Source organism: Mesorhizobium sp. M0500, assembly GCF_040321165.1.
In the GTDB taxonomy this organism is placed as follows: domain Bacteria; phylum Pseudomonadota; class Alphaproteobacteria; order Rhizobiales; family Rhizobiaceae; genus Mesorhizobium.
Map to the genome: position 1 here is coordinate 221,786 of NZ_JAMYRB010000005.1, position 18,304 is coordinate 240,089.

General features: G+C 61.9%; 22 protein-coding genes. 7 read left to right on the plus strand and 15 right to left on the minus strand.

Features of this window, described 5'->3' with window-relative positions; translation table 11 throughout:
* Positions 1 to 20: 20 nt before the first annotated feature.
* The 4 genes from NKI70_RS12475 to NKI70_RS12490 form a co-directional block, all read right to left on the minus strand.
* The gene (locus NKI70_RS12475; protein WP_352484691.1) at positions 21 to 1,007 is read right to left on the minus strand and encodes a Gfo/Idh/MocA family protein; all 987 of its coding nucleotides are present in this window, start codon (positions 1,005 to 1,007) and stop codon (positions 21 to 23) included.
* 146 nt (positions 1,008 to 1,153) lie between these two features.
* Positions 1,154 to 1,729 (minus strand): YceI family protein, encoded by a 576-nt coding sequence (locus NKI70_RS12480; RefSeq protein WP_352568458.1) that lies wholly within the window; start codon positions 1,727 to 1,729, stop codon positions 1,154 to 1,156.
* Between the two features lie 68 nt (positions 1,730 to 1,797).
* A complete protein-coding gene (locus NKI70_RS12485; RefSeq protein WP_352568460.1) occupies positions 1,798 to 2,376 on the minus strand; it encodes a cytochrome b in 579 nt (192 codons plus the stop codon).
* Between the two features lie 60 nt (positions 2,377 to 2,436).
* Positions 2,437 to 3,327, minus strand: coding sequence for a LysR family transcriptional regulator (locus tag NKI70_RS12490; RefSeq protein ID WP_352568462.1), 891 nt, complete (start codon positions 3,325 to 3,327; stop codon positions 2,437 to 2,439).
* Positions 3,328 to 3,432: 105 nt separating this feature from the next.
* Between NKI70_RS12490 and NKI70_RS12495 the strand changes: the two genes are divergently transcribed.
* Positions 3,433 to 4,428, plus strand: coding sequence for an aldo/keto reductase (locus NKI70_RS12495; protein ID WP_352697211.1), 996 nt, complete (start codon positions 3,433 to 3,435; stop codon positions 4,426 to 4,428).
* Between the two features lie 270 nt (positions 4,429 to 4,698).
* Here the strand turns inward: NKI70_RS12495 and NKI70_RS12500 are convergent, their stop codons facing one another.
* From NKI70_RS12500 to infC, 9 genes are all read right to left on the minus strand, one after another.
* Entirely contained in the window at positions 4,699 to 5,301 is a 603-nt protein-coding gene (locus tag NKI70_RS12500) for a nucleotidyltransferase family protein (protein ID WP_352697213.1), read from the minus strand.
* A gap of 108 nt (positions 5,302 to 5,409) precedes the next feature.
* The gene (locus tag NKI70_RS12505; protein ID WP_352568468.1) at positions 5,410 to 5,781 is read right to left on the minus strand and encodes a hypothetical protein; all 372 of its coding nucleotides are present in this window, start codon (positions 5,779 to 5,781) and stop codon (positions 5,410 to 5,412) included.
* A gap of 28 nt (positions 5,782 to 5,809) precedes the next feature.
* Entirely contained in the window at positions 5,810 to 6,403 is a 594-nt protein-coding gene (locus NKI70_RS12510) for a prolyl hydroxylase family protein (protein WP_352568469.1), read from the minus strand.
* A gap of 10 nt (positions 6,404 to 6,413) precedes the next feature.
* The gene (gene pheT, locus NKI70_RS12515) at positions 6,414 to 8,822 is read right to left on the minus strand and encodes a phenylalanine--tRNA ligase subunit beta (RefSeq protein ID WP_352576304.1); all 2,409 of its coding nucleotides are present in this window, start codon (positions 8,820 to 8,822) and stop codon (positions 6,414 to 6,416) included.
* A 106-nt stretch (positions 8,823 to 8,928) separates the two neighbouring features.
* On the minus strand, positions 8,929 to 10,014 hold the full coding sequence (gene pheS / locus NKI70_RS12520) for a phenylalanine--tRNA ligase subunit alpha (protein WP_352451635.1): 1,086 nt from the start codon (positions 10,012 to 10,014) through the stop codon (positions 8,929 to 8,931).
* A gap of 96 nt (positions 10,015 to 10,110) precedes the next feature.
* Positions 10,111 to 10,512 (minus strand): 50S ribosomal protein L20, encoded by a 402-nt coding sequence (gene rplT / locus NKI70_RS12525; protein ID WP_006201247.1) that lies wholly within the window; start codon positions 10,510 to 10,512, stop codon positions 10,111 to 10,113.
* Positions 10,513 to 10,659: 147 nt separating this feature from the next.
* The gene (rpmI, locus tag NKI70_RS12530; RefSeq protein ID WP_006201248.1) at positions 10,660 to 10,863 is read right to left on the minus strand and encodes a 50S ribosomal protein L35; all 204 of its coding nucleotides are present in this window, start codon (positions 10,861 to 10,863) and stop codon (positions 10,660 to 10,662) included.
* Between the two features lie 191 nt (positions 10,864 to 11,054).
* Positions 11,055 to 11,696 (minus strand): methyltransferase family protein, encoded by a 642-nt coding sequence (locus NKI70_RS12535; RefSeq protein WP_352697215.1) that lies wholly within the window; start codon positions 11,694 to 11,696, stop codon positions 11,055 to 11,057.
* 202 nt (positions 11,697 to 11,898) lie between these two features.
* On the minus strand, positions 11,899 to 12,435 hold the full coding sequence (gene infC / locus NKI70_RS12540) for a translation initiation factor IF-3 (RefSeq protein WP_023677573.1): 537 nt from the start codon (positions 12,433 to 12,435) through the stop codon (positions 11,899 to 11,901).
* A gap of 215 nt (positions 12,436 to 12,650) precedes the next feature.
* On the opposite strand from infC, the gene NKI70_RS12545 reads away from it, so the two are divergent.
* Entirely contained in the window at positions 12,651 to 13,418 is a 768-nt protein-coding gene (locus NKI70_RS12545; RefSeq protein ID WP_023677572.1) for an alpha/beta hydrolase, read from the plus strand.
* Between the two features lie 2 nt (positions 13,419 to 13,420).
* On the opposite strand, the gene NKI70_RS12550 is transcribed toward NKI70_RS12545, so the two are convergent.
* Positions 13,421 to 14,434, minus strand: coding sequence for a 1-aminocyclopropane-1-carboxylate deaminase (locus NKI70_RS12550; protein ID WP_023677571.1), 1,014 nt, complete (start codon positions 14,432 to 14,434; stop codon positions 13,421 to 13,423).
* 170 nt (positions 14,435 to 14,604) lie between these two features.
* On the opposite strand from NKI70_RS12550, the gene NKI70_RS12555 reads away from it, so the two are divergent.
* From NKI70_RS12555 to NKI70_RS12570, 4 genes are all read left to right on the plus strand, one after another.
* The gene (locus NKI70_RS12555; RefSeq protein WP_023677570.1) at positions 14,605 to 15,069 is read left to right on the plus strand and encodes an Lrp/AsnC ligand binding domain-containing protein; all 465 of its coding nucleotides are present in this window, start codon (positions 14,605 to 14,607) and stop codon (positions 15,067 to 15,069) included.
* A 258-nt stretch (positions 15,070 to 15,327) separates the two neighbouring features.
* Positions 15,328 to 15,816, plus strand: a complete 489-nt coding sequence (locus NKI70_RS12560; RefSeq protein ID WP_023677569.1) for a DUF2852 domain-containing protein — start codon at positions 15,328 to 15,330, stop codon at positions 15,814 to 15,816.
* Positions 15,817 to 15,916: 100 nt separating this feature from the next.
* Positions 15,917 to 16,675 (plus strand): M48 family metallopeptidase, encoded by a 759-nt coding sequence (locus tag NKI70_RS12565; RefSeq protein ID WP_023677568.1) that lies wholly within the window; start codon positions 15,917 to 15,919, stop codon positions 16,673 to 16,675.
* A 3-nt stretch (positions 16,676 to 16,678) separates the two neighbouring features.
* Complete coding sequence (locus tag NKI70_RS12570; protein ID WP_352697217.1) at positions 16,679 to 16,921, plus strand: hypothetical protein; 243 nt, start codon at positions 16,679 to 16,681, stop codon at positions 16,919 to 16,921.
* Between the two features lie 320 nt (positions 16,922 to 17,241).
* Here NKI70_RS12570 and NKI70_RS12575 read toward each other — a convergent pair whose 3' ends face one another.
* On the minus strand, positions 17,242 to 17,460 hold the full coding sequence (locus NKI70_RS12575; RefSeq protein ID WP_023677566.1) for a hypothetical protein: 219 nt from the start codon (positions 17,458 to 17,460) through the stop codon (positions 17,242 to 17,244).
* A 167-nt stretch (positions 17,461 to 17,627) separates the two neighbouring features.
* Here NKI70_RS12575 and NKI70_RS12580 point away from each other — a divergent pair, with 167 nt between their 5' ends.
* On the plus strand, positions 17,628 to 18,287 hold the full coding sequence (locus tag NKI70_RS12580) for a phosphoribosylanthranilate isomerase (protein WP_023677565.1): 660 nt from the start codon (positions 17,628 to 17,630) through the stop codon (positions 18,285 to 18,287).
* Positions 18,288 to 18,304: the final 17 nt, after the last annotated feature.

The window sequence follows — 18,304 nt, forward strand, 5'->3', positions numbered from 1 at the left end:
GTTGTGGGATCATGGCCGGCCTAGACTGTTTCCCAGCCTTCCTTCTCGCCGGCGCGGAAGATGGCATCGATGACCTTCTGGTTGAGCACCGATTCTTCCAGAGTGAAGACGCGGTCCTTGCCGCCCTGCGCAGCCCGCGCGAAGGCCTCGACTTCCAGCCGGTATTGCTGCGTGCCGGGAAAGCGGAACACCTGCGCCTCGCTGTGGTTCTGGTTGTGCAGCTCGACGCGGTGATGGTCGTAGAGCCCGGCGTTGAACGGTGAGAACACCTCGATGAAGCCCTTCTCGCCGTGGAAGACCATCACCTGGCGTGCCGCCATCTGCGTCGACAGGTAAAACGACAGCTCGAAGTCGCCGAAATCGGCGCGGATCGAGGAATAGATGTCGGTGCCGAACGTCTTGTCGCGCTCGATCGTCGCCTGGACGCGCAGCGGCTCCTTGCCGGTCGAAAAGCGTGTCGACACTGTCGGGTAGACACCGATGTCGGGCAGCGCGCCGCCGCCGAGATCGAGCTTGTTGCGCATGTTGTTGGGGTCGACATTGTAATAGGAGAACGCGCCCTGGACATGGCGCAGCCGGCCGATGGCGCCGTTGGCGATCAGCTCGCGCACCTTGATCCATTGCGGATGGTAGACGACCATGAAGGCTTCGCAGACCAGCACCTTCCTGGCATCGCGCAGCTTGATCAGCGGCGGAATGTCCTTGGCATCGAGCGCCAGCGGTTTTTCGACCAGAACATGCTTGCCGGCCTCGATCGCCTTGGCCGTCCATTCGACATGCTGCGAGGTCGGCAGCGGAATGTAGACGCCGTCGATGTCGCTGGAGGCGAGCAGCTCCTCATAGGAGCCGAACGCGTGGCGCGCACCGAAGCGTTCGCCCAGCGCCCGCGCTTTCGACAGATCGCGGCTGGCAATCGCGGACAGCACGCCGTTCTCCGCCTCGACGATTGCCGGCAAAAGCTGCTCGCGGCCGATCTTGGCCGTCGACAAAACACCCCATCGGAACATCAGATTTCTCCTCTCGATTGCAGGCCTGGAGGTTTGCCTGAAATCGGCGGAAAAGCCAATGCGGGAGCATGGCGGCGAACAGGGCGATCATCTGCGGCTTGTCCGGATGCCGGCGCTGCCCTTGCGGAACCCCGGTCCTGCAAAGACTATCCCCGCTTGCCGGTCAGCGTCATGTCGAAGTCGACGACGTTGGAATAAATCGGCGTGCCGACATCCATGCCGTAGCGCGACCGCAGCACCTTGCCGGTGACGTGGAATTTTATCGTGCCCGCCTTGAGGCCGCCGAGATCGGCGGTGAATTTTTCCTGAAAGGTCTTGCCGCGCGCCGTCAGCCTGCCGGTAACCAGGGCTGACGTGTCGCCGGTCCGTTTGACGCTGGTCGAACGGAACTGGATCTCCGGATTGTCGGCCGCGTCGAACACCGCGTCCGAGCGAAGAAAGGCATCGATGCGGCTTTGGCCGGTACCGACGCTTTCGGGGAAGATGGTGAAATTGACCTGGGACCGGCCGACATCGCTGTTGTCGATCAGGATACTGCCCTTGAAGCGGGCGAAGGCGCCGTCGAGCCCGCCGCCGCCGAGCTTGCCGATGGAGAAGTGGATGCTGGAACTCCCCGGGCGGATGATGTAGCTGCCGGCCGCGTCGCCGAGGGCAACGGCGGCGAAAACAGGCATGGCAAAACAAGCGGCGGCGGCCGCAAATCCGAAGATGCGCGCGTACATGGAAATGGTCCTCTTGGCAGGCAACGCTTTCTTGCGTCCTCGCCCCATCAACGAATGAGCCGTCCGCTCTATTCCCTGTCGTGATGTGACGAAGCCGTGATCATGCGCGTCAGCACGGTATCCCTCAGCCAGAAATGATGGCGCAGCGCTGCGGCGAGATGCAAAGCGACAAGTCCGATGCCGGCATAGGCGAGATACCAGTGCGTCGCTGCCCAGAAGCTTTCTGCCGTGTCCGATTCACCGAGCGGCAGATTGGGCATGACGAACAGATTGAACGGCACGCTCGGGATCTCCAGCACCGAGACCGAGACCAGCGCCCAGCCGGACAACGGCAGAGCGAGCTGAAACGCATAAAGCGCGAGATGGACCAGCGGCGCCGCACGGCGCTCGAAAGGCCCGACCGAGCGCGGCAGCGGCGGGGCCGGTCTGCCTAGGCGCCAGGCGATGCGCAGGATGACCAGTCCAAGCAGCAGGAAGCCGAAGGATTTATGCAGCTGGATCAGCTCGAAGGCGGTGCGCTGGCTGGACAGCCGCACCATGACGAAGCCGAGCACGAACTGGCCGATAAAGAGCGCCGCGATCAGCCAGTGAAGGATGATCGCCGTCCAGCCGTAGCCGGCCGTCTGGTTTTTGGGCAGTGCTGACATGGTCGGTGAACGAATGCCAGGTCGGCTTTCTTCCACCTCTCCCTTGTGGGGAGGGTTGGCTTACTCGCCGACCTTGAAAAAATCGACAAAGGCCCTGAGCGCCGGCCGCATCTGGCGGCGGCTGGGGTAATAGACGAAGAAGCCGTCGAAGCGCGGGCACCAGTCCTCCAGCACGCGAACGAGCTTGCCGGCGGCGAGCGCGTCGCGGACATAGTCCTCGAACACGAAGGCGAGCCCGGCGCCGTCGACTGCGGCGTTGGCAATCAGATGGTCCTCGTCGAGGATCAGCGGCCCTTGCACCGGTATCTCGATCTCCTCGCCGTTTTGCTCGAATTCCCAGCGGTAGAGAATGCCGCTGGAGAAGCGGAAGCGGATGCAGCGGTGAGCGGCGAGATCGCGCGGATGCTGCGGCTTGGGCATGGTCTCGAAGTAGGCTGGCGCGCCGACCACCGCGCCGCGAAGGTCTGGTCCGATACGCACCGCGATCATGTCGCGCTGCAGGCTCTCGCCCAGTCGCACACCGGCATCGAAGCCGCCCTCGACCACATCGGTGAAGCGGTCCTCGATGACGATCTCCAGCACGATGTCGGGATAGGCAGCAGCAAAGGCGCTGAGCCTTGGCGTCAGCGCCAGATGGGCGGCGGTTCGCGGCACCGTCAGCCTGAGATTGCCCGCCGGCCGGTCGCGCGCCTCAATCGCCGATTCCAGCGCCAGGTCGATTTCCGACAGCGCCGGCCTGAGGCGCTCGAGCAGTTGCGCGCCCTCCTCGGTCGGAGCGACGCTGCGCGTGCTGCGCGCCAGAAGGCGCACGCCGAGGCGCGCTTCGAGGCTGGACACCGCGTGGCTGACCGCCGATGGCGCGATTGCCAGTTCCTTGGCGGCGCCGCGAAAACTGCCGCATTGGGCGACCATTGCCAGTACCGCGAGCTGTGAAAGATGGGTTCGCTTCATTGATCTATTTCTTGGAACAGCCCGTGCAAATGAGAGCCGATTATCGAACTCGGCGCAAGACGCTATCTCTGCGGCATCACAACCATCACAACAAGGAGACACGTGATGCAAACCCGCAAGCTTGGCAATAAACTTGACGTCTACCCGGTCGGCCTCGGCTGCATGGGGATGAGCTTTGCCTATGGTGGCCAGCCGGAGGCGGAGGCGATTGCCACGCTGCGCCATGCCGTCGAGATCGGGGTCAATTTCTTCGACACGGCCGAGGTCTATGGCCCTTACGAGAACGAAATCCTGGTCGGCAAGGCGCTGAAGCCGGTGCGTGACAAGGTGACGATCGCAACCAAATTCGGCTTCAAGATCCTCGAAGAAGGCAGCGGCATGGAGCGCATGGCCGGTGTCGATAGCCGCCCGGAGCATGTCAAGGCGGTGGCCGAAGCGTCATTGAAGCGGTTGGATACGGAGGTGATCGATCTCTATTACCAGCACCGCGTCGACCCCAACGTGCCGATCGAGGATACGGTCGGCGCCATGGCCGAGCTGGTGCGCGAGGGCAAGGTGCGGGCGCTCGGCCTGTCGGAGGCGAGTGCGGCGACCATCCGCCGGGCGCATGCCGTGCACCCGATCGCCGCCGTGCAGAGCGAGTATTCACTGTGGAGCCGCGATCCGGAGGGGGAAGTGTTTGCCGTCTGCCGCGAGCTCGGCATCGGCTTTGTCCCGTATAGCCCGCTCGGCCGCGGCCTGCTCACCGGCACGATCGCCAAGCCCGATGTTCTCGGCGCCGACGACTGGCGCCGCGGGTTGCCGCGCTTCCAGGCCGACGCCATGGCGGCCAATGCGGCGGTCGTCGCCGTGCTGGAAAAGATGGCCGCCGGGAAGGGCGTGACGCCGGCGCAGCTGGCGCTCGCCTGGGTGCTGCATCAGGGCGACTTCATTGTCCCGATCCCTGGTGCCCGCAAGATCCGACATCTCGAACAGAATACGGCGGCAGCCGATATCGTACTGAGCCAGGCCGAGGTGGCATCCATCGGCGACGCCCTGTCGCCGGAAAAGGTGGTCGGCAAGCGCTATACCGAGGAGCTGCTGGCGCTGGTCAACGGGTGAACGGCAATCGACGGCGCAATCGAAACGGGGCGTTTCGGCACCCCTTTTTGACTAATACGGTGCGATGCAAAGCGTTGTGAGACCTCGGCGCGAGGCACCCCCTCTGTCCTGCCGGACATCTCCCCCTCAAGGGGGGAGATTGGCAGTTCCCGCGCCCTCCCCGCCCTTCCGGCGCCGGTGATTGGCGAAAGCCGAGGCGACATCCGATCTCCCCCCTTGAGGGGGAGATGCCCGGCAGGGCAGAGGGGGGGTGCCTCGCGCCGACATTTCCTACCAAGGCACGACACTGATCTCCGGCCAGTTCTCCCTGGCACGCGCGCCCTTCATCTCGTGCGTCTGCCGATTATCCAGTGCACGGTTCGGGGTAACGCGAAACGAGAAGATGTCGTCGAGCCCGAACGGCGCCACGAGCGCGAGTTGCCCATCGATGCCGAATCTAACGCCGACCGCATGGGTTTTCGAAGCGAAATAGGACAGCGCCTCGGCGGACGACGACAGTCTGGGATAGGAACCGCCAAAGCGCGCCTCAAACCACAGATGCACCCGCGCCTGGTTGCGCACTTCGACCGGCAGCGTCAGTCCTTCGAACTGCTTCGCCGCCCGGCGGATGACCGTGTCCTCGGCTTCATAGGACAGATCGCTCTCATCGAAATAGAACAGGTCGACATCCCGGATGCCGTACCCCGAGGGCTTTCCGGTCAGGTGATTCCAGACGCTGTTGTAAAGCGCGCCGGACACGACCAGCCAGTCCCGCAGGTCAAGCGCCCGCACTCGCGACAGCGTCTCGCCAATCAGCGGATCGGCCGAGACGATATCGAGAAAGGCTGCACGCTGTTCCTCAAAGGGCAGCCCTGAATAGCGCAAATGGTCCATCGCCCTTTGGACGGCGATTCGTCACCTGCCGGCAACCCCTCTAGGTCCTCAGCGCGCCATGCGTTGTGCAATTATCGGAAAGGGCGTCGTGACGCCCATTTCTGCAGGCTAGTTTCCCTCCCGCCCAAGGCTCATTGTTCGGTCGGTCTCGGACCAGAAGACTGGCTCCTCGATTGACGGCCATTCTTCGCCATACACAAAGCCTTCGATCGCATCTAGCTTTCCTTCAATCTCATCGAAGAACAGCACCATGCCGCAAAGAAGCTGGTCAGGTCCAACGCACGCTACCCGAAGCGAACTGAACACTCGACTCTCAAAGCGCAATTCCGGGGGAACCGATGAGGGAGTGACTCTGGTCATGAATCCTACAGGATCGCGGCTGCGTACTTTGACTTTCAGCGCACGCATCATGTCAGGAGAAACGCCGGCGGAACGGCAGAACTCCTTGACGAAAAACACTTCCAGCGGGGTCAGGTGCATTTAGCTCAGCGGCAGAACGGACAGCGTTTCATTGGCGCTTGTACATCACGTCCGTCCGGATGACGTACTTGCGCCCCGACAGCACCTCGTCGCCGCGATGCTCGATCGGATGGTAGAACGCCAGTGCCATTCCTTTCTTCGGCTTCACCAGAAGACTGCTACCGGCATAGCCCGGCATCTCGCCGCGAAACGAGGTTCCTCCCCCTTCAAATCCATCTGATAGATAAATCATGAACGTGAACTGACTGCGCTCCAAGGCGTGGCGCTCGAAATAGCCGTCATGGTGCCAATCGAACTTCTGGCCCGGCCCATAGCGATAGAAACGGAAACGCTCATTCAGCCCGGTCAAGCGCCAGTCGCCGAGACCACGATAGAGCAGAGGCCGCGCCCGTGCGAAGAGCAAATCCGCAAGGTCCTCGTCATCGAAGACAACCCGGTCGTTATTGCGAAGCTCCTTCAGGACGGTGGCGCCGCCGGAGCTGTTCACCTTGGCCGCCTCGAAACCGCGCCGTTCACTGTCAGCGATCAGATCGGCGCATTCCTGGTCATCCAAGAAGCCGTCGATCGTCCCGATGTGAGTTGCCAGCCAGGTGATGGAGAGTTTGCTGGTGTGAACCATCATCGCATCCGTTCTAGGTTCTGAGCACGCCGCCGGTCTGCTTGCCGACATTCTCGACGATGCGCTTGGCCAGCGCCTCGAAATCGTCGTCGGTCAGCGTCTTTTCGACCGGCTGGATCGACACTTCAATGGCGATCGATTTTTTCGCCGCGCCGAGCGCTGCACCCTCGAAAACATCGAACACCGAGACGCCGGAAATCAGCTTTCGGTCGGCGGCAAGGGCGGCGCGAACGAGTGTGCCGGCTTCGACCGCCTTGTCGACAACGAAGGCGAAATCGCGCTTGACCGCCTGGAAGGCGGACAGATCAAGCCTCGGCTTCGTCCGCGTCGGCTTGGCCTTCGGCTCGGGCACCGCATCGATGAACACTTCGAAGCCGCAGAGCGGGCCGGAGACGTCCAGCCCCTCCAGTGTCTTCGGGTGGAACTCGCCAAACGTGCCAAGGATTACCTTCGGCCCAAGCTTGATCGTGCCGGAGCGGCCGGGATGATACCAGGCCGGGCCGCCAGCCTCGATCTGCAGCCGCTCGACCGGCGCGCCGCAGGCTTCGAGTGCTGCGATCGCATCGGCCTTGGCATCGAAGACGCCGACGGCGCCGGCGTTGCCGGCCCAATGGCGGCCGGAGCCCTCGAGCTTGGCGGTGCCGCGCCGCACGCCGGCGGCAACGCGCCGCTGCTGGTCGGCGCCGTCGCCCTCGTAAGTGCCCGACACTTCGAAAAGCGCGATATCGCCGATGCCCCTGTCGGCATTGCGCTGTGCTGCCGCAATCAGCCCCGGCAGCAGCGACGGCCGCATGTCCGACATATCGGCGGCGATCGGGTTGGCAAGCTTCAGCGCCTGCTGGCCGCCGCCGAACAATTCGGCGTGTTTTGCCGGAATGAACGACCAGGTGACGGCCTCCATCATGCCGCGCACGGCAAGTGCCCGCTTGGCGGCGCGGGTGCGGATCTGCAGCACAGTCAGGATCCTGGCGTTGACCGCATCGTGCGAACCGAGCGGCTGCGGCGCGATGTTGTCGACGCCGTGGATGCGCATGACCTCCTCGACCAGGTCGGCCTTGCCGTCGACATCCGGCCGCCAGGACGGGACCGCCACATTGACGACATCGCCCGTGCCCTCCGGCCTGAAGCCGAGGCGGGCAAGAATGTCGAGGCTTGTCGAGCGCGGCACTTCGATGCCGGTCAGCCGCTTCACTTCCGACAATGGGAACGAGACGATCTTCGGCTGATGGCCGGCATAGCCGACGACTCGGGTTTGGGCCGGCGTACCACCGCAGAAATCGAGCACCAGCTTCGTTGCCAGCTCCAAGCCGGGAACCATCATTTCCGGGTCGACGCCACGCTCAAACCGATAGCGCGCGTCGGTGATGATGCCGAGTGTGCGGCCGGTGCGGGCGGTGGTGATCGGGTCCCAAAGCGCCGACTCGATCAGCACGTCTGACGTGTTCTCGTCGCAGCCGGAATGCTCGCCGCCCATGATGCCGGCAATCGATTCGATGCCGTCCTGGTCGGCGATGACGCACATCTCCGGCGTCAGCGTGTATTCGCGGCCGTCGAGCGCCAGCACCTTTTCGCCGTCATGCGCCCGGCGCACGGTGAGATTGCCGGTGACCTTCGCAGCGTCAAAAACATGCAGCGGCCGACCGCGGTCGAAGGTGACGTAATTGGTGATATCGACGAGCGCGCTGATCGGCCTCAAGCCGATGGCGAGAAGCCTTTGCTGCAGCCATTTCGGCGACGGTCCGTTCTTGACGCCGCGTACCAGGCGCAGCGCAAAGCCGGGACAGAGCTCCGGCGCTTCGATCGTCACCTTGACCGGCGTCTCGCCCTTGCCGGGGATCGGCTCTATCGGCGCGATCTTCAGCGTGCCGAGCCCGCTCGCCGCCAGATCGCGGGCGATGCCATGGACACTGGTCGCATCCGGCCGGTTCGGCGTCAGATTGATCTCGATCAGCGGGTCGTCGAGATGGGCATAGGCGGCGAAGCTGGTACCGACCGGCGCATCGGCCGGAAGGTCGATGATGCCGTCATGCTCCTCGGACAATTCGAGCTCGCGCTCGGAGCACATCATGCCGTGGCTTTCAACGCCGCGGATCTTGCCGACGGTCAGCGTCACGTCGATGCCGGGAATATAGGTGCCCGGTGCTGCAAAGGCGCCGATCAGGCCCGCGCGGGCGTTCGGCGCTCCACACACGACCTGCACCGGCGGCTTGCCGTCGCCGGTGTCGACGGTCAGCACGCGAAGCCGGTCGGCGTCGGGATGCTGGACCGCCGTCAGCACCTTGGCGATGACGAAGGGGGCCAGGCTCGCCCGGTCGTCGACATGCTCGACCTCGAGGCCGATCGAGGTGAGACGCTCGACGATTTCCGCCAGCGAGGCGTCGGTGTCGAGATGATCCTTGAGCCAGGAGAGGGTGAGTTTCATGACTGTGTTCCGTCTGGTCTGGGCACGCTGCACTTGAAGCTATGCGTCCGCGCGTCGCACATGTGCAGGAAGGCGAGCTGCCCGCGGATTTGCTGCGGCCCGGTCGTCACGCGCTCAAGCCCCCGAACAGCGTCGGCATGTCAAGCGGCCTAAAACCGTAATGCGACAGCCAGCGCACATCGGCGTCGAAGAAGGCGCGCAGATCCGGCATGCCGTATTTCAGCATGGCGATGCGGTCGATGCCCATGCCCCAGGCGAAGCCCTGGTATTCGTCGGGATCGAGCCCGCCGTAACGGAGCACATTGGGGTGGACCATGCCGCAGCCGAGGATCTCCATCCAGTCCGAGCCCTCGCCGAAGCGCACCTCGCCGGGCCGCGAACGGTCGCACTGGATGTCGACCTCGAGGCTGGGCTCGGTGAACGGGAAGAAGGACGGCCGGAAGCGCATCTTGACGCTCGGCACTTCGAAGAAGGCCTTGCAGAACTCCTCCAGCACCCATTTCATGTTGGCGACGTTGGCCGATTTGTCGATCACCAGCCCCTCGACCTGATGGAACATCGGCGAGTGGGTGGCATCGGAATCCTGCCGGTAGGTCTTGCCGGGAATGACGATGCGGATCGGCGGCTTCTGCATCTCCATGGTGCGGATCTGCACCGGCGAGGTGTGGGTGCGCAAAAGCTTGCGCTCCCCCTGCTCGTCCGGCTGGAAGAAGAACGTGTCGTGCATCTCGCGCGCCGGGTGGCCTTCCGGGAAGTTCAGCGAGGTGAAATTGTAATAGTCGGTCTCGATGTCCGGACCTTCGGCGATGGCAAAGCCGAGATCGCCGAAAATCGCCGCGATCTCGTCGATAACCTGGCTGATCGGATGGATGCGGCCGCGCTCGGCCGGCGATTGCCTGACCGGCAAGCTGACGTCGACCTTCTCGGCGGCAAGCCGTGCCGTGATCGCCACATCTTTCAGCTCGGCGCGGCGCGCCGAAAGTGCCTCGGTGACGCGGTTCTTGAGGCCGTTGATTGCCGGGCCTTTGACCTGTCGCTCCTCGGCGCTCATCGAGCCGAGCGTCTTCAGCATCTCGGAAACCGAGCCCTTCTTGCCAAGGGCAGAGACACGCACCGCCTCGATCGCCTGCTCGTCGGCGGCCGAGGCGATCTCGGCCATCAGGGAATTTTCGAGAGTTTCCATGTCACTCATGTTCCAGATCCGATTGGAAGCAAAGAAAAACCCGCGCCAGCCCTGCCAGCGCGGGTTTCCCAAATCAAGTGTCGAATAGCTTGGGAAGCGCTGGTCTTAAGCGACAGCGCTTTCAAAAGCATTCGGCGTGGTGTTCTTCAGGTATTCGAGCGCGACCTTGGCCTTGGCCACGAGTGCGGCGAAGGCCTGCGGCTCGTGGATGGCCATGTCCGACAGGATCTTGCGATCGATCTCGATCCCGGCCTTGTTGAGACCGTCGATGAAACGGCCATAGGTCAGGCCATGCTCATGCGTCGCCGCATTGATGCGCTGGATCCACAGCGCGCGGAACGAGCGCTTGCGGTTCTTGCGGTCGCGATAGGCGTACTGCAGCGACTTTTCCACCGCCTGCTTGGCGATGCGGATGGTGTTCTTGCGACGGCCGTAAAAACCCTTGGCGGCTTTCAGGACCTTCTTGTGCTTGGCGTGCGAGGTGACGCCTCTCTTTACGCGTGCCATGTCATGATCTCCTTAAAAGCAATTCCAGGAAAGTGCCTGGCGGTTTTCCGTTCGGAATTGCGTAAAAACAAATGCGTGCCCAGACCGAATGCTCTTATTTTGGCGCATGATGTTTCCAAAAAGTCTGCAACTTTTTGGCATCATGCCCTAGAGGCCGTTCGGCAGAAAATTCTTGATGACCTTCTTGCCATCCGGTTCAGCCAGAACCATCGTGCCGCGGGCATTTCGAATGAACTTGTTGGAACGCTTGATCATGCCGTGACGCTTGCCGGCCGCAGCCGACAGAACTTTACCCGTACCTGTGATCTTGAACCGCTTCTTGGCGGCCGATTTGGTCTTCATCTTGGGCATTTTGCTACTCCGTTTATATGCGCACCAATGCGCTTTTTGTTCGCTTCAGGCCGACCAAAGCCCGAAAAGCAAATGAAACCGCCACGGCATGCCCTGCCGGGCGGTTTTTTGGGAACGGCGGTCCTATACGTCAAAGCGGGCTGGCGCGCAACACCCCGTGCTCAGCAACACTGTATTCAGCAACACTGTACTCAGGGGAAACGGAACAGCACCGGCAATATGCCGGACTGCTGGGCGCCGTCGATCAGTTCGAAAGCCGGCAAGGCAACGAGGAAGACCAGCCCGTCCAGCAGCGTGGTTCGCAGCAGGCGCGGCTTGAAGCTGCCGGTGTCGCCTTCCTGATACAGCGATAGTTTCGGGAAGAAGCGCGGCACTTTCGCCAGGTAGGCCTGGTATGGCGCGCCGAGAACCTGCTTGAGGAATTTCTCCTCGCGCAGGATAACGATGTAAAAGGCACCCGCGCAGAGCGCTCCAAAGCCGATCGTGGCGGAGATGGAGCCGATCTGTGCGCCGACACCGGCGGCAGCTAAAGTGGAGAAAAGGTAGAGTGGGTTGCGCGTAATCGAATACGGTCCGCCGGTCACCACTTCTGAGGATTTGCGTCCACCGATGTAGAGCGTCGACCACAAGCGTCCGACGACGCCGAGAAAGATCAGCACGACGCCGACCATTTCGATCGTTTCATGCACTGGCGTATCGGGCGGGAAAACCGACTGGCCGAACAGCAGCGCCGCAAACATCACCACGATCAGAACGGCAAGTACCATCCTGCGCGTGTGCTGATAGCTGCCCAGTCCATATCTGGCTTCCGAATGCTTGACTTCATTGACCATGTCGGGAATCCGATCGTCGAGGGAACCAGAGCGTCTTTGCTCTCGCCGGCGATCGCAGCGTCTGGCCAAGAAAACAGGCGCCCCGCCGATCGCCGGGACGCCTTGCAACATGATTCAGGCGGATTTTATGCACGTCGCCCAAAAGTGCGCAGCGGTTTTGCGACAACGACATGCACAAAACAGAACTAAAGCGCAACGCGCTTTAGCGGGGCGCCAGCACCATCATCATCTGGCGGCCTTCGAGCTTCGGTTCGGCTTCGACCTTGGCGATGGGCGCCACTTCCTCGCGAACCTTGTTCAGAAGCTGCATGCCGAGTTCCATATGCGCCATCTCGCGACCGCGGAAGCGCAATGTCAGCTTGACCTTGTCGCCTTCCTCGAAAAAGCGCCGGACGGCCTTCATCTTGGTCTCATAGTCGTGGCTGTCGATGTTCGGGCGCATCTTGATCTCCTTGATCTCGATGACCTTCTGGTTCTTGCGCGCCTCGGCCGCCTTCTTCTGGTTGGCGTATTTCAGCTTGCCGAGATCGAGGATCTTTACGACGGGCGGCACTGCATTGGGCGATATCTCGACCAGATCGAGCCCCGCCTCTTCGGCGAGCAGCAATGCATCGTTGATGGAGACATCGCCGCGGTTCTGGCCTTCGGCGTCGATTAGCTGGACCCGGGGAACCCGGATGTCACGGTTGGAGCGCGGGCCTTCCTTGGTGGGCGCCGCTGCTTTGAAAGGTCTGCGAATGGTCGTGGTCTCCTTGAGCCGTTTCGTTAAGGGGTTCTTCAGTTCAGAATTGCGAACGCGCAATGTGGTGAGCGCGCGGTCGGAGTCAATAGCACAGCATTCTCAGGAAATCACCTGCTCGATGGAATGCTCCTCTGCACCAAGCGAAGAAAGTGGCGGAGCACTTTTCGTTGAACCCCCGCTTGTGCCAAAAGACCGGCGTGAGGGAATACACCATGACCACCACCCCGATCTTCCTGGACGTCGACGGGACGAGCATCGCCGTCAGGCATGCGGCAGGTGCCGAGCCCGGCATCGTCTGGCTCGGCGGCTACAAATCCGACATGCTGGGCACCAAGGCCGAAACGCTGTCGGAATGGGCGCGCAAAGAAGGTCGCGCCTTTCTGCGCCACGATTATTCCGGCCACGGCGAATCGGGTGGCGCCTTTGCCGACGGCACCATCTCGAAATGGCTGGGCGAGAGCCTGGCGGTTTTCCGCCGCTTCACCCAGGGCAGGCAGATCCTGGTCGGCTCCTCGATGGGCGCCTGGATCGCGCTGCGCATGGTGCAGGAATTGCGCAAGGCGGGCGAAAACAGCATCGCAGGTCTTGTGCTGCTGGCCCCGGCGCCCGATTTCACCGCTGAACTGATCGAGCCGGTGCTGACCGGAGCGCAAAAGCGCGACCTCAGGAAAAAGGGCTTTTTCGAGGAGCCGTCGGACTATTCAGCCGAGCCTTACATCTACACGCGCGCGCTGATCGAGGACGGCCGCAACAACCGGGTGATGACCGGGCCGATCGACACGCACTGTCCGGTCCACATCCTGCAAGGCCTTGCCGATCCCGACGTGCCGTCGAGCCATGCGTTGAAGCTGGTCAGCCTGCTGCCGGCCGACGACGTCACGCTGTCGCTCATTCCCGACGGCGACCACCGCCTGTCGCGGCCGCAGGATCTCGACATGCTGGTGCGGGCGGTGGACGCCATGGTGCGGCAGGCGGGATAGATTCAGCCGTTGCGGAACGCATAAGCATATCCGTTGATGGCCGGAGCGCCGCCAAGGTGGGCGTAGAGCACTTTCGATCCCTTGGGAAAATAACCCTTGCTCACGAGATCGATCATGCCCTGCATGGATTTTCCCTCATAGACCGGATCCGTGATCATGCCTTCAAGACGCGCGCAGAGACGGATTGCTTCCTTCGTCTCCTGCGAGGGGACGCCGTAGACCGGATAGGCATAATCTTCGATCAGGACGACATCGTTCTCATCGAGCTCCTTGCCGAGTTCGACCAGCGTCGCGGTGCTCTGCGCGATCTTGAGCACTTGCGCCTTGGTCTGCGCCGGGGTGCAGGATGCGTCGATGCCGATCACCTTGCGCTCGCGGCCGTCCTTGGCGAAGCCGACCAGCATGCCGGCGTGAGTCGAACCGGTGACGGTACAAACGACGATGTAGTCGAAGGCAAAGCCGAGCTCCTTCTCCTGCGCGCGGACCTCCTCGGCAAAGCCGACATAGCCCAGGCCGCCATATTTGTGTACCGAAGCCCCGGCCGGAATTGGATAGGGTTTGCCACCCTTGGCCTTCACATCCGCGATTGCCTGTTCCCAGCTTTCCCTAATCCCGATGTCGAAACCCTCATCGACCATCTGGACATCAGCGCCCATGATCCGGCTCAAAAGGATATTGCCGACGCGATCGTAGACGGCGTCCTCGTGGGGCACCCAGCTTTCCTGCACGAGGCGGCACTTCATGCCGATCTTCGCCGCGACGGCCGCCACCATGCGCGTATGGTTGGATTGGACGCCGCCGATCGACACCAGTGTGTCGGCGTTTGAGGCGATCGCGTCCGGGACGATATATTCGAGCTTGCGCAGTTTATTGCCACCGAAGGCAAGGCCGGAATTGCAATCCTCCCGCTTGGCATAGAGATCGACCTTCCCGCCGAGATGACCACCAAGCCGCTCCAGTTTCTCGATATGGGTCGGCCCGAATGTGAGCGGATAACGTTCGAATTTCTCGAGCATGAGAGTGCCCTCGCTTGTTCCATTCATTGCGGTGTGGTGCGATGAACACTATCAGCTCTGCCTTGAAATGTGCTCTCAAAGATCGAGCCCAGAATATCCAAAATATCGCTTCATGGCATTGAAATGTCATATATATTCGATTCTTAATCCGAATAACGGAAGAATCTTTCATGCGCGCAGCGCTCGACCGGATCGACCTGAAAATGTTGCGCCTGCTCCAGGGCAATGGGCGACTGACCAATGCGGAGCTGGCGCAGTCGGTCGCTGTTAGCCCGGCGACGTGCCACCGCCGGACGCAACGCCTGTTCGATGAAGGCTACATCAGCCATGTCAGGTCGATGGTGACCCCGCAGAAGGTCGACAGAGGCGCGTTGGTGATGGTTGGCGTCGTACTCGACCGTTCGACCCCGGAGAGTTTCGCGGAATTCGAAAAGGCCGTCGCCAAGCTGAAATTCATCCTCGACTGCCATCTGGTGGCAGGCGACTTCGATTATTTTCTGAAGATCAGGGTTGGTGACATGGCGGATTTCAACCGAATCCACGGGGACCAATTGATCGCACTGCCTGGCGTTCGCCAGACCAGAACCTTCTTCGTGATGAAAGAGGTCGTCGACAATGCGCCTCTGGATTTTTGAACGGACGGCTTCGAAGCGTCAAACCATTGCACTCAGCCAGCAGACGCGATCGGCGCTGGATTTTCACTACAGAACCGTCGGCGGCATTGCCCCCTTACGGGGCCTGACTGCTCTTTTCCTCGAAATGCTCAAAAAGCGATAATCATTTCAGCCGCTTGTCCGGTTTTGACGGTCGCTGTCTTGAATCGCCGTTTTCTCCATCCCATTTCGATTTCACGCAGCCGGATTTGGCTGTCTCCAACTGAAGGATTGGGAGAAATGAACACATCTGCATTGATCCGTCCGGCCTGGACGCCGGCGACCATCGCGTTGATGGTGATCGGGTTCATGGTGTTCTGGCCGCTCGGCTTCGCCATGCTCGCCTACATCATCTGGGGCGACCGGCTCGAGGGCTTCAAGCGTGACGTCAATCGCGCCACAGACGGCATCTTCGCCGGCTGCCGCCGCGGGTCCGACAAGGCCGCGCGCTGGGGCCATGGCTCCGCCCGCACCGGCAACGTCGCTTTCGACGACTGGCGCGAAAAGGAACTCGAGCGGCTTGCCGAGGAACGCCGCAAGCTCGACGAGATGCTGAGCGAGTTCGACGAATATGCCCGCGAATTGCGCCGCGCCAAGGACCAGGAAGAGTTCGACCGCTTCATGGCCAACCGCAACAAGTCGACGTCGCCCACGACCGGTGGGTCAACCGGCTCGACGACGAACAACAAACGCGGCGGTAATTCCACGCCAGGCCTGCTCGACGAGTAAAGGTCCTTGCCCCGATAAATAATTCAAAAACGGCGTCGCGTCAGCGGCGCCGTTTCTTTTTTGTTCTATTCGTTTCCCTCGAATCGCGTATCGTCCCGGCATGTCATTCGGCTTCTTCCGCACCCCGGCGAAACCCAAGCCCACGCCCGTCGTGGAGCGCGAGCATTGCGTTGCCGGCCGCACGCTGCCGCTCAAGATCGTCGAGAACGACCGCGCCCGCCGCCTGACGCTGCGCATCGACTCCGGCGGCCGCGGCCTGCGCATCACCGTGCCGCCGGGGCTGCGCCGCGGCGAGGTGGAAAAATTCCTCGACCGCCATCAGGACTGGCTGGAGCAAAGGCTGGCCAAGGTACCCAACCGGCCACAGGTGCGGCCCGGCATCAAGGTACCGGTGCGCGGTGTGCCGCATCGCATCGTCCATGAACCGTCGAAACGCGGAACCGTCACGCTGTCGCGCGACGAGCGCGGACCGCTGATGATCGTGCATGGCGAACGCGTGCATCTGCCGCGCCGCATCGCCGATTTCCTGAAGCGCGAAGCCAAGCGCGAGATCGAGGCGCTGGTGACGAAGCACAGCGCGGCGATTGGCAAGCGGGCCAAGGCGATCCGCTTCAAGGATACGTCGAGCCGCTGGGGGTCCTGCACGTCGGACGGCAATCTGTCGTTTTCCTGGCGCATCATGATGGCGCCGCGGCCGGTGATAAACTACCTCGTCGCGCATGAGGTGGCGCACCTCAAGGAGATGAACCACGGCCCGAAATTCTGGAAATTATGCGAGCAGCTTTGCCCGGACACCGAGCGCTGCAAGGACTGGCTCAAGCGCAATGGCGGCGCGCTGCAGGCGATCGCGTTCGAGTGATTGATGCCTGCGCGGATGGAATACCGGCTGATTGGAGCGGGCTGGGCGATGTGCGATGTCACGGTTGGGGACCTTCAGGCGACCGTGGCGGCGTCTTATCTGGGCGATGCCCTCAACGAGTTGCTTGGCGCCACGCTGAACGCGCTGAAAGGCACCAGGTATTCGGTCGCACGCTTCTGTGATGAGCCCGGTGAGTATCGCTTCGTCCTGGTGCCAGAAGGCGCTTTTGTCAGAGTGCAGATGTGATGAGCCCGGTGAGTATCGCTTCGTCCTGGTGCCAGAAGGCGCTTTTGTCAGAGTGCAGATACTGGAATTTTCAGAAATCTGGTCTGACGAGCCAGACGACTTCGGCGAGGTGAAACTTGAAGCCACATGCGGGTTGCGAGAGTTCGCAGAAGCAGTTCTCAGTGCCGCGCGTGAGGTTTTGAACACACATGGCCTCAAAGGTTACAAGGAAAACTGGCGCAAACATGACTTTCCGTTGGAGGCCATGAACAACCTAAGTTGCGCGTTGAGAGGAGGAACACTCCATTGACAGAGTGCGCTTTTGATCAGGGCTTAATTGCTCAATCGTCATTGGCCGCGTTCAACTCCTCCGGCCGCAGCCCCTCGTCGGCGTGGCGCGGCCAGGGCAGGAAATCCTTCTCGAAGCCATCGTTGCTGAAATAAGCCAGCGCCCGGTGCGCCTCGGCGCCGTTGAAGGCGGCCTTGTCCATCAAATGAGCGATGACCTCATGGGCCTGCGCCAGCTTTTGCCTGAGTTCCGCGACGGTCTTTTCCGGCATGATCTTTGTTCTCCCGCCTTTGTGCCTGAGCAAGGCAGCGCGTTGCGTTCTTAGATTAGCAAGGTAGCGCGTTGCGCTCTTACATTAGCAAGGTAGCGCGTTCCGCGCTGGCGGCAAACAGGATGCTTTTTCTCGACTCTTTGGCCGTTTCGTGCCAATCCCGCGCCATGGCGCTCGACATCAAGATATGCGGGTTGAAGACCGACAAGGCACTGGCCGCGGCATTGGCCGGCGGCGCCAGCCATGTCGGCTTCATTTTCTTTGCCAAAAGCCCGCGCTATGTCGAGCCGGCGGAAGCTGGCCGCCTGCGCGAAGCGGCGCGCGGCAGGGCCAAGGCGGTTGCGGTGACGGTCGACGCCGGCGACGCGTTTCTGGATGAGATCGTCGAAAAAATGCAGCCCGACATGCTGCAGCTTCACGGCGCCGAAACCCCTGAGCGGGTGGCCGAGGTGAAGGCGCGCTACGGCTTGCCGGTGATGAAGGCGCTGCCGGTCAGCGAGGCTGCCGATCTCGAGCAGGTAAAACCCTTCGTCGGCATTGCCGACCGCTTTCTGTTCGATGCCAAGCCGCCTAGGAATTCGGAATTGCCGGGCGGCAACGGTCTTGCCTTCGACTGGCGCATTCTTGCCGGCCTTGACGCCGGCGTCGATTACATGCTTTCCGGTGGGCTCAATGCTGGAAATATCGGCGACGCCGTTCGGCTCGTGAACCCGCCCGGAATAGATATTTCTTCGGGCGTGGAAAGCGCGCCGGGCGTCAAGGAACCGGCGCTGATCGAACAATTTTTCCGGGCCGTCGGGGCAGCACGCGACAACCGCGCCGCCTGACCACGCTTCAAACCGCA

Excerpts from the sequence above, each read along its gene's own strand:
- NKI70_RS12475 (WP_352484691.1), bottom strand. The coding sequence starts at position 1,007 with ATGTTCCGATGGGGTGTTTTGTCGACGGCCAAGATCGGCCGCGAGCAG.
- NKI70_RS12480 (WP_352568458.1), bottom strand. The coding sequence starts at position 1,729 with ATGTACGCGCGCATCTTCGGATTTGCGGCCGCCGCCGCTTGTTTTGCC.
- NKI70_RS12485 (WP_352568460.1), bottom strand. The coding sequence starts at position 2,376 with ATGTCAGCACTGCCCAAAAACCAGACGGCCGGCTACGGCTGGACGGCG.
- NKI70_RS12490 (WP_352568462.1), bottom strand. The coding sequence starts at position 3,327 with ATGAAGCGAACCCATCTTTCACAGCTCGCGGTACTGGCAATGGTCGCC.
- NKI70_RS12495 (WP_352697211.1), top strand. The coding sequence starts at position 3,433 with ATGCAAACCCGCAAGCTTGGCAATAAACTTGACGTCTACCCGGTCGGC.
- NKI70_RS12500 (WP_352697213.1), bottom strand. The coding sequence starts at position 5,301 with ATGGACCATTTGCGCTATTCAGGGCTGCCCTTTGAGGAACAGCGTGCA.
- NKI70_RS12505 (WP_352568468.1), bottom strand. The coding sequence starts at position 5,781 with ATGCACCTGACCCCGCTGGAAGTGTTTTTCGTCAAGGAGTTCTGCCGT.
- NKI70_RS12510 (WP_352568469.1), bottom strand. The coding sequence starts at position 6,403 with ATGATGGTTCACACCAGCAAACTCTCCATCACCTGGCTGGCAACTCAC.
- pheT (WP_352576304.1), bottom strand. The coding sequence starts at position 8,822 with ATGAAACTCACCCTCTCCTGGCTCAAGGATCATCTCGACACCGACGCC.
- pheS (WP_352451635.1), bottom strand. The coding sequence starts at position 10,014 with ATGAGTGACATGGAAACTCTCGAAAATTCCCTGATGGCCGAGATCGCC.
- rplT (WP_006201247.1), bottom strand. The coding sequence starts at position 10,512 with ATGGCACGCGTAAAGAGAGGCGTCACCTCGCACGCCAAGCACAAGAAG.
- rpmI (WP_006201248.1), bottom strand. The coding sequence starts at position 10,863 with ATGCCCAAGATGAAGACCAAATCGGCCGCCAAGAAGCGGTTCAAGATC.
- NKI70_RS12535 (WP_352697215.1), bottom strand. The coding sequence starts at position 11,696 with ATGGTCAATGAAGTCAAGCATTCGGAAGCCAGATATGGACTGGGCAGC.
- NKI70_RS12545 (WP_023677572.1), top strand. The coding sequence starts at position 12,651 with ATGACCACCACCCCGATCTTCCTGGACGTCGACGGGACGAGCATCGCC.
- NKI70_RS12550 (WP_023677571.1), bottom strand. The coding sequence starts at position 14,434 with ATGCTCGAGAAATTCGAACGTTATCCGCTCACATTCGGGCCGACCCAT.
- NKI70_RS12555 (WP_023677570.1), top strand. The coding sequence starts at position 14,605 with ATGCGCGCAGCGCTCGACCGGATCGACCTGAAAATGTTGCGCCTGCTC.
- NKI70_RS12560 (WP_023677569.1), top strand. The coding sequence starts at position 15,328 with ATGAACACATCTGCATTGATCCGTCCGGCCTGGACGCCGGCGACCATC.
- NKI70_RS12565 (WP_023677568.1), top strand. The coding sequence starts at position 15,917 with ATGTCATTCGGCTTCTTCCGCACCCCGGCGAAACCCAAGCCCACGCCC.
- NKI70_RS12570 (WP_352697217.1), top strand. The coding sequence starts at position 16,679 with ATGCCTGCGCGGATGGAATACCGGCTGATTGGAGCGGGCTGGGCGATG.
- NKI70_RS12575 (WP_023677566.1), bottom strand. The coding sequence starts at position 17,460 with ATGCCGGAAAAGACCGTCGCGGAACTCAGGCAAAAGCTGGCGCAGGCC.
- NKI70_RS12580 (WP_023677565.1), top strand. The coding sequence starts at position 17,628 with ATGGCGCTCGACATCAAGATATGCGGGTTGAAGACCGACAAGGCACTG.